The 14,092-nt window shown below is 44.1% G+C and carries 11 protein-coding genes; 6 read left to right on the forward strand and 5 right to left on the reverse strand.

The window, feature by feature from the left end; translation table 11 throughout:
• Positions 1-14: 14 nt before the first annotated feature.
• The gene (locus IRJ18_RS20550) at positions 15-887 is read right to left on the reverse strand and encodes a class I SAM-dependent methyltransferase (protein ID WP_194108154.1); all 873 of its coding nucleotides are present in this window, start codon (positions 885-887) and stop codon (positions 15-17) included.
• 227 nt (positions 888-1,114) lie between these two features.
• Here IRJ18_RS20550 and porV point away from each other — a divergent pair, with 227 nt between their 5' ends.
• Together porV and IRJ18_RS20560 are read left to right on the forward strand one after the other, a co-directional pair.
• Positions 1,115-2,278, forward strand: a complete 1,164-nt coding sequence (gene porV / locus IRJ18_RS20555) for a type IX secretion system outer membrane channel protein PorV (RefSeq protein ID WP_194108155.1) — start codon at positions 1,115-1,117, stop codon at positions 2,276-2,278.
• Positions 2,279-2,363: 85 nt separating this feature from the next.
• Complete coding sequence (locus IRJ18_RS20560; RefSeq protein WP_194108156.1) at positions 2,364-3,134, forward strand: S1 family peptidase; 771 nt, start codon at positions 2,364-2,366, stop codon at positions 3,132-3,134.
• A gap of 358 nt (positions 3,135-3,492) precedes the next feature.
• Here the strand turns inward: IRJ18_RS20560 and IRJ18_RS21255 are convergent, their stop codons facing one another.
• Positions 3,493-5,856, reverse strand: a complete 2,364-nt coding sequence (locus IRJ18_RS21255; RefSeq protein ID WP_317174116.1) for a beta strand repeat-containing protein — start codon at positions 5,854-5,856, stop codon at positions 3,493-3,495.
• Positions 5,857-5,869: 13 nt separating this feature from the next.
• Positions 5,870-6,382 (reverse strand): T9SS type A sorting domain-containing protein, encoded by a 513-nt coding sequence (locus IRJ18_RS20570; RefSeq protein WP_194108157.1) that lies wholly within the window; start codon positions 6,380-6,382, stop codon positions 5,870-5,872.
• 328 nt (positions 6,383-6,710) lie between these two features.
• Here IRJ18_RS20570 and IRJ18_RS21260 point away from each other — a divergent pair, with 328 nt between their 5' ends.
• Entirely contained in the window at positions 6,711-9,056 is a 2,346-nt protein-coding gene (locus tag IRJ18_RS21260) for a tetratricopeptide repeat protein (RefSeq protein ID WP_194108158.1), read from the forward strand.
• 142 nt (positions 9,057-9,198) lie between these two features.
• Here IRJ18_RS21260 and IRJ18_RS20580 read toward each other — a convergent pair whose 3' ends face one another.
• Together IRJ18_RS20580 and IRJ18_RS20585 are read right to left on the reverse strand one after the other, a co-directional pair.
• A complete protein-coding gene (locus tag IRJ18_RS20580) occupies positions 9,199-9,558 on the reverse strand; it encodes a DUF2304 domain-containing protein (RefSeq protein WP_194108159.1) in 360 nt (119 codons plus the stop codon).
• Between the two features lie 4 nt (positions 9,559-9,562).
• Entirely contained in the window at positions 9,563-10,273 is a 711-nt protein-coding gene (locus tag IRJ18_RS20585) for a glycosyltransferase family 2 protein (RefSeq protein WP_194108160.1), read from the reverse strand.
• Between the two features lie 377 nt (positions 10,274-10,650).
• On the opposite strand from IRJ18_RS20585, the gene IRJ18_RS20590 reads away from it, so the two are divergent.
• The 3 genes from IRJ18_RS20590 to IRJ18_RS20600 all read left to right on the forward strand — a co-directional run bounded on the left by IRJ18_RS20590 (position 10,651) and on the right by IRJ18_RS20600 (position 14,069).
• On the forward strand, positions 10,651-12,069 hold the full coding sequence (locus IRJ18_RS20590; RefSeq protein WP_194108161.1) for a sulfatase: 1,419 nt from the start codon (positions 10,651-10,653) through the stop codon (positions 12,067-12,069).
• Positions 12,070-12,082: 13 nt separating this feature from the next.
• Positions 12,083-13,135, forward strand: a complete 1,053-nt coding sequence (locus IRJ18_RS20595; RefSeq protein WP_228072975.1) for a glycoside hydrolase family 43 protein — start codon at positions 12,083-12,085, stop codon at positions 13,133-13,135.
• A gap of 364 nt (positions 13,136-13,499) precedes the next feature.
• Positions 13,500-14,069, forward strand: coding sequence for a dihydrofolate reductase family protein (locus tag IRJ18_RS20600; RefSeq protein WP_194108162.1), 570 nt, complete (start codon positions 13,500-13,502; stop codon positions 14,067-14,069).
• Positions 14,070-14,092: the final 23 nt, after the last annotated feature.

Here is a 14,092-nt window from a genome sequence, read left to right on the forward strand (position 1 = left end):
ATAAAAAACAAACTTTAGCATTCAGACGATGTCTTTTTAAAGAAAAACACTTTTATATCAGGCTTGGCGGCATTTATTAGGGGTTTAGCACCCTTTAATAATGCAGCCATGGCCACCGTAACCCGGCTAACTTTTTTATCAGTGGTTACCCTTTCTTTAATATGGTCAAAGTCCAGCGTATTTAGTCTAAACTCGCTGATTTTTGTAAAACCATGTTTACTGACAAGTTGGTTGAGGTTCTCCGCATTAAAGTAGGTATAATGTGGGCTATGGAAATCAAACTGCCACATCCTGTTCAAAAAACTTTTAATACCGAGTTTATTAAATACCCGGGCACATCTGCTGAAAAAACCGTCGCTTAAAGGTATGTTGATAATCAGGTAACCATTTTCGTTTAAATCTGCATTTATCGATGCTGCCAAACTATTCACATCAGGTATGTGTTCAAAAACATCATTAAAAATAACAAAGTCGTATTTTGTTGTGTTTTTTTTATCGGGATAAAAGCCATAGGTCACCTCAAATCCGTTCTCCTGATGTCCTTTTTTAAAAGATGTTTCGGGTTCGATACCTGCGCAGTTTATCCCATTTTTTTTGCAAACCGCTAACCACCAGCCATTGCCGCAGCCAATTTCCAAACCCTTGATGTTGGTACTGTTTGATTGGTACAGGCGTTTTATTTCTTCAATGATCAGCTCAAAATTTGCGGTGCGCAATTCCCGCAGGCCGGTACCCCGCACGGCTGTATCTACATTTGATGAAAATGAATGATCAAAACGGGCATCAGCAACATACAGACCGCAACCGGCACATTTATAAATATCAAATTTCAGTTTATATTTAAGTTTTAATGACCTGGCGCATACCGGACAAGCATTCAAATCCATTGCAAAAAATTTACTAAATATAACACTTTTGCAAGTACACAGTGAGCCATTTAATAGCCGAAAAGCTATGCTTTTTAAATAATATCTTGCTTAAAGTAACATCCCGCGATAAGAATAAATATTATAAAAATATATTCTTATTATATTGAAAAAAGTATTATTTTTAACAGTTGCTGTTTATCACAATTATTTAGTTTTATTACATAAAAAGCCCTAATGCCGCCGCAATGAAATCTATTGGTCCCCTGTTTTTTTTGTTGGTATTGTTTAATATTTCACTCGGGCAAAGTATCAATACCAACGGTGGCGGGTCGAACTCGATATTCACCGCCGTGCCCTTTTTAACCATCGCACCCGATGCGCGGTCCGGTGCTATGGGCGATGCCGGGGCAGCCTTATCCCCGACCGAGTTTGATACCCACTGGAACCCCTCGAAGCTGGCATTTTTAGATAACGACAATCACATTTCCTTATCATACAGCCCCTGGCTGCGTCATGTAGCACCCGACGCTAACCTGGCTTACCTTAACTTCGCCAAAAAGATCGATGAGCGCAACGCCATTGGTTTCTCTTTTTGTTATTTCAACCTAGGTAAGGTTAATGTTTATGATGCTAACGAAGTGCCTTTGGGATCGTACCAGCCTAATGAGTTTTCGTTTGACGCTACGCTGGCGCGTAAGTTTGGCGCGAACCTTTCTTTAGGCCTCTCTGCACGGTTTATCCACTCGGCCATTATTAGTTCCGATCCCATATTGGGCAGCTCGGGCAGCCATGCGGGCAATGCCCTGGCAGCCGATGTTTCCCTCTTCTATAAAAAATCTGTCCAGCAGTTTAAGCGCGAAGCGCAGTTCTCATATGGTATCCATATCTCCAACATTGGCACCAAAGTAAATTATTATACGGGTGGAGATAAATATTTTTTGCCCACCAACCTTAGGATAGGCATTGCCGATGAAATTGCTATCGACCAGTTAAATACCTTCACTTTTGCCTTTGATATTAACAAACTGCTGGTGCCTACCCCGCCTATAAGGGATGCCGGGGGTAATATCATCAGTGGCAGTGATGATAACAAATCTATTGTGTCGGGCATATTCAGTTCGTTTGGAGATGCCCCGGGCGGGTTTAGCGAAGAGCTGAAAGAGATCGCTTTCTCGCCAGGCATTGAGTATATGTATAACAAGCAATTTGCCATACGTACAGGTTATTTTTACGAAAACCCCGCTAAAGGCGACCGACGCTACCTTACCCTAGGCGCGGGTTACAAATACCAGGAGTTTGGCCTTGATTTTAGTTACCTCATTGCCAGCCAAAGCACCAGCCCCCTGGCAAATACACTGCGCTTTACCCTGCGGTACAGTTTTGCCGGCAAACTGAAGGGCGGACAGTAGGTACGGTTTGTAAGTCTTTTTTGGCCATTGACAAATCAAACCTTGTGCATTTGTATGTCGATGGTTCCGGCGGAATCATTAATTTATGAAAAAAACGTTATACTACTGTCTGCTGTGCCTGCCCCTATTTGCAAGGGGGCAATGGCTTACGCCTGATAGGGTAGCCTACATCAAAGCTTGTACAGTTAAAATTAACACAGAGGGAGACCCGCGCCCATCGGCGGGATTTTTTGTACGCGCTGATGGCCTGATATTGACGACCTGGCACAGCATAGCGCCTGCTATTGTACGCGACCCCAAAACCAATGCCATTACCAGTTTAAAAAAAATAAAAGTGACCACTGCTGACGGCAAACAAGCCGAGGTGGGCATACTGCTTGACCTACTGAATAAAGATTATTTCGGTGCCATTAGTTACGATTATTGCCTGTTGATTTGGGCAAGCCCCAATCACCCGGCGGTACCCTACCTAAAACTGGGTACTTTTAACCAAGTGAGCGAAGGACAAGAGGTTTTTACCTGTGGCTACATCAACGGTACCGAACAGCCTGTGGTAGCCAGGGGGATCGTATCAACCAAGTTTGTCGACAGCACTATCATCATTCAGGCAGGCAAGCCTACCATTATACCCCGGCAGCAAGCCTTACTGGATATGGCCATGAACCGGTCTGGCGGAGCCGTTGTGCGGCCCGGTACCACAATTGCAGATGACTTGGTGATAGGTATTGCCGATATGCTGGTAGTGCCGGACGGGCAGGCCATAGAGGCTGGTATGTCATCGTCCATTGGCGGATGTGTTGCTATTAACCATTTGCTTGATGGTATAAAGAGGATGAACGGCCAGACGCAAAAATGAGCAAAATAGCTTCCCGCGCATTTTATGATCATCTGTTTACATTTAAATACTTTCGTTTCGATCAATCCAAGTTTGAAACAGGAGCTAATCTCAAACGGAGTACTAAATACCCCACATTTAGGCCAGATTTATACAGGCAATAATCAGGGTTTCGCGGCAGGTATTATCCGCATAACCTTGTTGCAGTCTGTTCGGTTAATAGATTTAGATTACCTTGGTGACTTCGTCAAAACATCAATCTCTTCTATAATGCACAAAAAAAGGCCCCAATTTGGGGCCTATAATATCCTAATCAACAGTCATTTACTTCAGGACAGTATTTCATTACCATGCTGTTTTACCACATCTTTTCCATTTATTAGAAACCGTACCAGTGACCGGCACCATCACTTACCAAGCGGAATATGGCATAGCCAGCAACTGAAGTTACATTAACGCTTCCGCTTTGGCCATCGGTTATGGTATTGCTGCCCTGTCTTTGTATAGTGATACCTGTTGACTGAGCTGTAGCATCTATCAATATAATTACCTGCCCGGCCGTTGATGCCAGTGGGAGAGTTATCGTTACACCATCATTTACCGGATATACAACGGAAGAGCCTGAAATAGTAGTGTTGGTAGTTACCGTTGCACCTACAGAAAAACTTGGGGCGGCGGTGGGTGAACTAAATGCGCCTGTACCATTTAAGAAAGTTGTAGCCGAACCGGAGCTGGTACCCAGCCTTGCCGCCGGTATAGTGCCGGTGTTGGCCTGCCCTAAAGCCGTAACTATCCTATTGCCCGTAGTTGCACTATTAGTTGTAAGAGAGGTTGCCAATGAACCTGCGGTAGTTGTAATATCGCCCGTTAATGCCGGGAATGCCGCCGTAGGCAAAGTAGTAACCGGACTGGTAGGAGCAAAAGGAGTACTACCAGTAATATATAATTGGTTAGCAGCAGTACCATTAGCAAATCCAGCACCCGTTGCACCCGTTGCGCCAGTAGGACCGGCAGCGCCGTTACTACCTGTAGCACCCGTAACGCCTGTCGCGCCGGTTACACCTGTAACGCCAGTAGCACCCGTAACGCCTGTCGCGCCGGTTACACCTGTAACGCCAGTAGCACCTGTTGCACCAGTAGCACCTGTTGCACCAGTAGAACCGGTGGCACCTGTAACGCCTGTCGCGCCGGTTACACCTGTAACGCCAGTAGCACCTGTTGCACCAGTAGAACCGGTGGCACCTGTAACGCCTGTCGCGCCGGTTACACCAGTAGCGCCAGTAGCGCCTGTAACTCCAGTAGCACCCGTAACTCCAGTAGCACCTGTAACTCCAGTAGCACCTGTTGCACCCGTAACGCCTGTCGCGCCGGTTACACCTGTAACTCCAGTAGCACCTGTAACTCCAGTAGCACCCGTAACTCCAGTAGCACCTGTTGCACCAGTAGCACCCGTAACACCCGTAACACCTGTTGCGCCTGTAGCTCCGGTTACACCTGTAGCGCCTGTAACACCCGTTGCACCTGTAGCGCCATTGGCACCTATTGCACCAACCGATCCCGTAACACCTTGTGCGCCGGTAGGTCCGGTAGCTCCTTGTGCTCCTGTTGAACCAGTTGCACCAGTTGCACCAGTTGCTCCGGTTACACCCGTAGCGCCTGTAACACCCGTAGCTCCTGTTGCACCAACCGATCCCGTAACACCTTGTGCGCCGGTAGGTCCGGTAGCTCCTTGTGCTCCCGTAGCACCAGTAGCACCCGTTACACCAGCAGGACCGGTATTACCTTGTGGCCCCTGGGCTCCCGTAGCACCTGTGGCACCTGTTGATCCTGTTGCACCAGTAGCGCCAGTCGACCCTGCGACACCTTGTATGCCTTGTGCTCCGGTAGCACCTGTAGCGCCAGTAGCGCCAGTCGATCCTGTAACACCTTGTATGCCTTGTGCTCCCGTAGCACCGATGGCTCCTGCAGAGCCGGTAACACCTTGTATGCCCTGTGCCCCGGTTGCACCTGTAGCTCCTGTAACACCTTGTATACCCTGCGCACCTGTAGCGCCAGTTGCTCCTGTAACACCTTGTATGCCTTGTGCCCCGGTTGCGCCCGTAGCACCTTGTATACCCTGCGCACCTGTAGCGCCAGTTGCTCCTGTAATGCCTTGTGCTCCTGTAATGCCTTGTGCCCCGGTAGCACCTGTAGCTCCCGTAACTCCTTGTATGCCCTGTGCTCCTGTAGCACCCGTAGCGCCGGGTAAGCCCTGCAAACCTGGGGTACCATTGCTTCCGGCTGCTCCTGTTGCGCCGGTAGCACCTGTTGGGCCCGTTGCGCCGGTAGCACCCGTTGCGCCTGCGGTGGCGTTAAATGCATAAATAGCGTAAGGGACACTCAGCAGTTTACTGGCACCCATATCAACATAACCTTGCCCCAAGTCTATCTCTGTTTGGATAAATTTTTGTGATGCCGCCCAGGGGATAGTAGCATAAGTGCCTTTTTGCACAGTGCCCGCGCCAATATCTATACTGAAGGTACCAAACTGGTTAGTGGTAACGCTTTGAATTTCCTGATAATCAACATTGCCTGTAGTACTAACGCTACGTATCGATATCCTGACGTTAATAGCAGTATTAGTTATCAGCGTCCCGTTGGTATTTCGGGCTACTGCCTGGTACTTAAATGTTTGGCTTTGTGCCAATACAGCACTGCAGGCAAACAGCAAGAGGAATAAGGTGATAAGTAAAGGTTTTTTCACTATAACTTATGGTTTAAAGTTTGATCAGTTTTAATTGCCCCTGTACGCTGCCATTCCGCACGCGCACGTAATACGTGCCGCCTTTAAAATTGGTTACATTCAGGTCAACATTAATATTATTGTTCTTTGCGTATAAAATCGTCTTGGTGTACAGTACATGCCCAACGGCGTCAACAATATCTACCTGGTAACTGCCATCCGGGATATTTTTAAAGTCCAGTTTGCTTACACCTGTATGAGTTGGATTGGGGAAAAGCACCAATTGCGATGAGATATTATTGGGTGCGGTAAGGGTTATATCAAAGTCGGGCTGTATAAAGCCAGTCAGCAATGCCTGGCCCGCAGCCTGGTTCACCAAAAAATTAGCTGTGGGTTCGCCTATATTATAAGCCAGGATAATATTGCCTGCGGTTGCCGTCCCACCGCCCGAGCTTACAACCGTGCGGTTTAACGTTTGCCCGAAGGCAAAGTTACAGCAAAATATTGCCAGCAATAATAACAACAGGTTTGATAAGGCTTTACTCATATTTTTGAAGTTGAAATATAAAAAATAATATTTATTTCAAATAAAAAAAATGAAAAATATCTATTGTCATATTAGTTATTCATATTTCGCATAGGTGTATTATTTAACCTTTATGCCATTTACTTACCTAATTGCATACCTGTTTTAATTAAAACGAAACCCAAACGAAGACAAAAAACACTTTCAAATTTTCGATAATTAAAAAAAAGCGATGTTGGCCGCTAAATGTCGGGACGAATCCAAAATAACCGGGGCAGATAAGTGCGGTAATAACAGTTTTTTTAACCTGATAAAAATTAATATATTAAGCCACTTAATCTTATTCAAAGTGAAAAAACGGCACTTCTGGCTTGGTATATTACTGATGATAATATTGTGTACCGGCACCTATTCTAACCATTTCCATAACGAGTTTCATTTTGATGATGCTCATACTGTTCAAAACAATATTTATATCCGTAATATTCACAATATCCCTTTATTTTTTAAGGATGGCAGCACCATCAGTTCGTATCCGCCAAACCAGGCTTACCGGCCGGTTGTAGTTACCTCACTGGCGTTTGATTACTGGCTGGGTCATGGTTATAACTTGTTTTATTTTCACCTTACCACCTTTATATTATTTTTACTTCAAGGGTTGTTGATGGTTTGGTTTTTTATCAGGGTGTTTAGTATTTCGCTGCCCGATAGTACGCGCAATACTTACATAGCCCTTATTTCAGTTACCTGGTATTTACTACATCCGGCTGTAGCCGAGACGGTTAATTACGTTATTGCCCGGGCCGATCTGCAATCGACCCTGGGAGTGGTAGGCGGATTTGTTTTGTACCAATACTCGGCACGGTCGCGCAAGTATTATTTGTATTTGTTACCCGTTATTATAGGTGCCTTAGCCAAACCTCCCGCAATTATGTTTGCGCCGTTATTGTTTGTTTATATCTTATTTTTTGAAACAGAGTTGAGCTTATACGACGCTTTTAAAAAAGAACGATTTAAGCAAGTTTTTGCCGTCATCAAAAAAACACTGCCGGCGTTTATTTGCTGTTTAATAATGTACTGGCTGCAAGCTAAACTAACACCTAAAAACTGGGAGCCGGGTGGCTCATCGCCTTTGCAGTATTTGATTACCCAGCCTTTTGTTATTTTGCATTATTTCCAGATGTTTTTTGTGCCTAATGCTTTAAGTGCGGATACAGATTGGCATTTACTGCCTGATATTTTAAATTGGCGTTTTTTTACGGGCATGCTTTTTATTTTGGTGATGATAATGATAGCGTTTGTTACCTCTCAAAAAAAACAGCTGCGCCCTATAAGCTTTGGTATTATTTGGTTTTTTATCACCTTGATCCCTACATCAAGTATTATCCCTTTGGGCGAAGTATTAAATGACCACCGCATGTTTTTCCCTTTTGTAGGGTTATGTATTAGTTTAGGCTGGTCAATTAGTTTATTGGCTAAAAAAGTAACGCCATGGTTTTCCAAAAATGTACCGGGATATAAAGCTGCATTCATTTTTGTTTTATGTTTCGCCTTAGCATCCTATGCCTATGCTACATACCAGCGCAATAAAGTATGGCATACCGATGAGGGTTTGTGGTACGACGTTACCATTAAAAGCCCCGATAATGGCCGCGGGATGATGAACTATGCCCTCACAAAAATGGCCCAGGGCGATTATGCAACAGCTGCAATTTATTATAATAAGGCGTTAAAGTTGTTACCATACTATCCAAGTCTGTATATCAACATAGCCATATTAAAAGCTGCTACAGGCCACGATGCTGAAGCGGAAGAAAACTTCAAAAAAAGCCTTTATTATGGCGGTACCTCTCCTGATCCCTATTTATATTATGGCAGGTATTTAAATCAGAAAGGCCGTTATACCGATGCGGCGGCGAATTTGCAAAAGGCAATAGCCATAGCCCCCGCTAATTTATACGCGCGTATTATATTGATGGATGTTTACCAAAACCTGGGCAACTGGAACGATCTTAAAAGTTTGGCAACTACTACCCTTCAAATGTCGCCGGATAATATCGAAGCCAAAAACTATCTGAATGCGGCTATTGAACGTAAAAACAAACTCGACCTGACAGCTGATCTTGTAAAACAGGCCCCCTCTGCTGAAAAATACCTTGATCTGAGTTTACAATATTATAATGCAGGGCAGTTTGAAAAATGCATTGAAGCCTGTAAGGAAGCTATCAAACTAAAACGCGATTTTCCGGAAGCGTATAATAATATGGGCTCGGCCTATAACATGTTAGGGCAATATACCCAAGCTATAAACGCGCTTAACCACGCATTAGCTTTAAAACCCAATTTTCAATTAGCGGCCAATAATTTGGCGCAGGCAAAGGCTCGTATAACAGATACTCCCGTACAACCGGAAAATAAACAGGCGCAAACCAAAACCGCGCAGGATTATATAAACTCAAGCCTTGCTTATTTTAACAGCGGAAATTACCAAAAATGTATTGAGGAGAGTTACAAAGCATTGGCTATAAAACCCGATTATGACCTTGCTTACAATAACATTTGCGCAGCCTATAATAAATTGGGGCAGTGGGATAAAGCCATTGCAGCCGGAAAAAAAGGCCTTGCCTTAAATCCCAATAACCAACTGATGAAAAATAACCTGCAAGAGGCAAATTCCCATAAAAACGATAAATAAAACAACAGGTTCCCGCGTCTGGATTAGAATAGTTCTTTTGATTTTCACGGCACCATCATAGCGAGATATTGTTCATGGCGATACAAGCGGCGACGAACTGATGTTTAAATTTGTAACGGAGGCCCTTATGGCTATGAATTGCTTAATCTTTAACGGCCTTCTCCTTTATCGCTTTTAGCTCCTGTTTTAACAGGGCCAGTTCCTGGGCAATTTGTTTATTATGTTTATGTAGTTTTGAGGCAACCACACTTAGGTGCAGTAAATAAATAAGGATAATAAAAATACAAGCTGTAAATACCAGATTGGGTGGTTCAAAAACGCCAAATAGTTTCGACATTACATTAAGCCCGTTTCGCCAAAAAGAAAAAATCACCAACACCAGGGTGCATACACACCATACAATAGCATACTCTTCGCGCAACCTTCCCTTAATTATTAAACGGGAAATATAAAACAAGAATAAAAGGCTTGTAATAATAGTAATGATCTGTATCCTGGCCATATAATTATATTTTACGTATCGCTGAAAAAAACATTGCTATTGTTACCTTAATGCAATAATACAGGGAAGCAAAGTTACCGATAGATGATTCCCCACCATTGCGGCGCGCCATCATAACGGGCGTTTCTTTAACCATAAATCCCGCCCGCGAAAAGAAAACCAGCGATTCGGGCTCGGGGTATTCATCGGGATAATATAGTGACGCCAGTTGGATAGCCTTTTTATCAAATAATCGGAACCCGGATGTACTGTCATAAATATTGCGACGGGTAAATACTTTATTTAGAAAGTAAAAATAGCTGATACCTAACCGGCGGGTAAAAGATGATTGAAACCCTTCCTTAGTAATAAACCTTGACCCAATCACTACGTTAGCACCCGATGATTCATAACAGCTTAGCAGTTTAAAAAGTTCGGCGGGGGGGTGTTGTCCATCGCCATCCATTTGCACGGCAAGATCAAAATTGTTTTTCATGGCGTATAGTAATCCACTTTGCACTGCGCCGCCTATACCAAGGTTAATTGGCAAATCCAATATCGTTGCATCATAATCGCCTGCAATCTTGCTGGTATTGTCTTTCGACCGATCATTTACTACCACGACCTCTACATGATATTGAACAGGGAATTGCATACCCTTAAGTTCAGATAACAAATGGGGTAACGAGGCCTCCTCGTTATAACAAGGAAGTATGATCAATAATTTACAGTGCATTTATGATAAAGCATTATTAGGGATATTTTCCTGTAGTAAAGTTAAATAAAATCAACTAATGCTAATTTAATAATTGGATGTGCTGTGCAGTATGTCTCGATTGACGGAGCGGCCGTATTATTTTTCTAAAATAGCTCTTAATCAGCAAACAAGTTCGACATTTGGCGCGTTCCTTCTACCTCATCAAGTTTAAAAGAGCCTTGGGTCGAAAGATCGATACAAGGGATTGTAGTTATCATGGTTTTTTATACTGTCACGCCGGGTTTATGAAAACGCGGAGGTGCAATTTCTTTGAAAAGCAATGTCAGTGTTTTATTTTTTTACATACCGGGTTTAATTATATTGCAAATTATATTATAACCTTTTAACTTATTGTTATGAAGTATACTGCGGGTGTTTTGTTATGCTTAATTACCTGTTTCAGCTGTACGCTGTTTGCACAGCGAGCAAAAAGGAAACCGAATATTATTTTCATCCTGGCCGATGATTTAGGATGGGGTGAATTAAATGCTTATGGTAACACTTTTAACGAAACGCCCCATTTAACCGAACTGGCCAAACAAGGAATGTTATTTACCCAGGCTTACGCGGCAGCGCCTATCTGTTCGCCAACACGCGTAAGTTTAATGACGGGGCAATATCCGGCGCGTGTACATATTACCGATTTTTTGCCCGAGAAAACCACCAGGTTCCTTGATCCCGCTAAGTATGTTACTGTAAACAGGGCTTTGGCAACGGCAGGCTATCATAGCGGAATAATTGGGAAATGGCATTTGGATACGGATTTTAAAAACCACCCGGGCGGACCAAAAGAACATGGTTTTGATGAGGTAATAGCATCAGAAACACAATATATTGCCGATGGTGATTATTTTTATCCATATGATAAAATAAGTACGATAACTTCAGGGGCGCCTGGTGAATACCTTACCGACAGGCAAGGCCAGGAGGCTAAAAATTTTATAGAACGGAATAAACAGCAGCCATTTTTTCTGTACCTGGCGTTTTATAGCGTGCATACCAAACTTGATGCGCCCGGGGCGTTGGTAGATAAGTACAAGAAAAAATTTGATAATAAATATGGCGACGGCATGGCGTTAAAAGTTTTTGGCGGCCCGGATTCGCGGCACGAAGCGCCGCATACAGATAACCCATACCTTGCGGCTATGATAGAGCGTATTGATGATAACGTAGGCCTGGTGATGAAAACGCTGAAAGAAAATGGCCTGGACGATAATACTATCCTGATCTTCTATTCAGATAACGGATCGCCGGCTAAACTGGGTAATAACGGGGGGCTGCGTATGGGTAAAGGCTGGTTATATGAGGGTGGTACCCGCGAGGATTTTATAATACGCTGGCCGGGTAAAATTAAACCCAATACCAAATCAGACCTGCCGGTTTGGACCATAGATATGTATCCGACATTTTTAGAAGCCGCGGGGATTACAAAACCCGCAGCAACACTATTAGACGGAGTTAGTTTGATACCTTATCTTACTAAAGGCATAAAACCGGATAGAGATACTTTTTACTGGCATTATCCATCGGAAACGGGTGACTGGAAACCGCGAATGGCGAGCGCGGTAAGAAAAGGTGATTATAAACTGCTCAATTTTTATATTGATAAACGTTTTGAATTATACAACCTTAAAGATGATCCCGATGAAAACCATAACCTGGTTAATACCATGCCCGATAAAGTTGAAGAACTGAAAAAACTGCTTTTTAGCTGGCGAAAGGATGTAAATGCAGAAGAACCGAATTTATCGGCCACTAAAACCAAGAACGAATAAGTGCATGTTTAATATGATGAAAGGTGCATTTGTGCTGTTGTCACTATTCCTAAACTTAAAAGTACGCGCTACCAAACCTTATAATAACCTTACTGATACTACCAGGACATTTAATAATATAATTGGCGATGGGGCCGACCCTTGGGTAATTAAGGATAACGGCTATTATTACATGTGCCTGCAAAAACGCGGCGGGGTAAGCATTAGTAAATCAAAATACCTGTCGCGGCCAGGTGAGTTTAAACAAGTATGGCACCAGCCTAAAACCGGCTGGAATAAGGCCTGTCTGTGGGCGCCGGAAGTGCACCATATTGGCAGCAAATGGTATATTTATTATGCCGCCGGTGAGTCGGGCCCGCCATTTATACATCAGCGCAGCGGTGTGCTGGAATCGGTAACCGATGACCCGCAAGGTGCTTATACAGACAAAGGCATGCTGAAGACGGGCGATGACCATACCGACCCGACCGGTACTTTTTGGGCTATCGATTTAACGGTGGGGTTTATTAATAACCAACTGTACGCTGTTTGGTCGGGCTGGGAGCATAATCCAACTACTGATAAAACACCGCAATGCCTGTACATAGCCAAAATGAGTAACCCCTGGACGATCAGTTCAGACAGGGTGAAAATATCATCGCCTGAACAAACCTGGGAAACAGGCGGCCCCCTGAACTTGAATGAGGGGCCTGAATTTCTAAAGCACGATGAAAATATCTTCATCATTTATTCTACCCGTGAATCATGGTTACCATCATATCGCTTAGGTCAGTTAAAATTGGCCGATCCTACCAGGACACCGCTTAACGCGGGCAACTGGATAAAATCGGGCCCGGTATTTCGCGGTACACCCGATGTGTTTGGGGTGGGGCATGCCAGTTTTACTACATCGCCCGATGGTACAGAATGGTGGATCATGTATCATTCCAAAAAAGAAGCTAAAGGCAACTGGAACAGAAATATCCGGCTGCAGCAATTTAAATGGAAAAAAGATGGCAGTCCCGACTTTGGCAAACCGATAGCAGGTGGGACGCAAATTAAACGGCCATCAGGCGAATTGCCTTAACACAGCGGGGCCGGCTTTTGCATCCATCAGCCGGCATGCCGGTTTCATTTTTTTAACTGCGGCAGGGTCTCTTCGATATGTGGGTCTTTGTCGCGTAGACAAAGCTTGTTCTAAAGTTAGACCTGAGGCCTGTTTGGTTTACCTCATCAGGCTTAAAAGAGCCTTTGGTCGAAAGATGAGAGGCTTTTTGCGTTTGGGATACGTTATTACGGCATACGCTATTTGTGTATAGCCCGCATAGGCGCTAACAAGGTGGGATTAGATGGTTTAAAACACCCACATATTGTCGCAATTGCACATCACGCAGGCTCCTCATCCTCTTTAAATTTGGATAATTATTAAACTAATAGAAAATAGAAACAAAATGAGAAAGATAAGGATCTTTGAACATATCTCGCTGGATGGCGTGATAGAACATGACGGCGACTACACCTATGGTGCGTGGACCACACCCTACAGAAGCCCTGCCGGGGCGACAATGCTTTTTGAGGCATACGGGCCGGGCTTTGACCTGTTGCTGGCCCGCAGCACCTATGATATATTTAGTGGCTTTTGGCCTACCGCCGGAGATTTTCCAATGGCCAACGCTATAAACGCTGCAACCAAATACATCGTTACCCATAGGCCTGATAGCCTGCAGTGGGGGCCGGTAAAAGGTTTGAGCGGTGACATTGTAGCGGGGATTCGCGACCTTAAGTCGACGGACGGTCCCGACCTGATCGTTGTAGGTAGTTCAACGCTAACATCCGTATTGCTTGACCAGGGTTTGGCCGATGAGGTTGTACTAATCACCTATCCGGTTTTGCTTGGCAAGGGTAAGCGCTTATTATCAGATAATATTGATGCCCGGGAGCTTGCTTTTGTTGACTCGAAGGCCACACCCACAGGTTTGCTCATTAACACTTATAAGCATCTGGGGTCATTGAAAAAATAATCTTACCAAAAATTGGTATAGGC

Source organism: Mucilaginibacter boryungensis, assembly GCF_015221995.1.
Classification (GTDB): domain Bacteria; phylum Bacteroidota; class Bacteroidia; order Sphingobacteriales; family Sphingobacteriaceae; genus Mucilaginibacter; species Mucilaginibacter boryungensis.

What these genes read in the sequence shown, in the direction of transcription:
- IRJ18_RS20550 (WP_194108154.1), bottom strand. Translation starts at nt 887, where the DNA reads ATGGATTTGAATGCTTGTCCGGTATGCGCCAGGTCATTAAAACTTAAA.
- porV (WP_194108155.1), top strand. Translation starts at nt 1,115, where the DNA reads ATGAAATCTATTGGTCCCCTGTTTTTTTTGTTGGTATTGTTTAATATT.
- IRJ18_RS20560 (WP_194108156.1), top strand. Translation starts at nt 2,364, where the DNA reads ATGAAAAAAACGTTATACTACTGTCTGCTGTGCCTGCCCCTATTTGCA.
- IRJ18_RS20570 (WP_194108157.1), bottom strand. Translation starts at nt 6,382, where the DNA reads ATGAGTAAAGCCTTATCAAACCTGTTGTTATTATTGCTGGCAATATTT.
- IRJ18_RS20580 (WP_194108159.1), bottom strand. Translation starts at nt 9,558, where the DNA reads ATGGCCAGGATACAGATCATTACTATTATTACAAGCCTTTTATTCTTG.
- IRJ18_RS20585 (WP_194108160.1), bottom strand. Translation starts at nt 10,273, where the DNA reads ATGCACTGTAAATTATTGATCATACTTCCTTGTTATAACGAGGAGGCC.
- IRJ18_RS20590 (WP_194108161.1), top strand. Translation starts at nt 10,651, where the DNA reads ATGAAGTATACTGCGGGTGTTTTGTTATGCTTAATTACCTGTTTCAGC.
- IRJ18_RS20595 (WP_228072975.1), top strand. Translation starts at nt 12,083, where the DNA reads ATGATGAAAGGTGCATTTGTGCTGTTGTCACTATTCCTAAACTTAAAA.
- IRJ18_RS20600 (WP_194108162.1), top strand. Translation starts at nt 13,500, where the DNA reads ATGAGAAAGATAAGGATCTTTGAACATATCTCGCTGGATGGCGTGATA.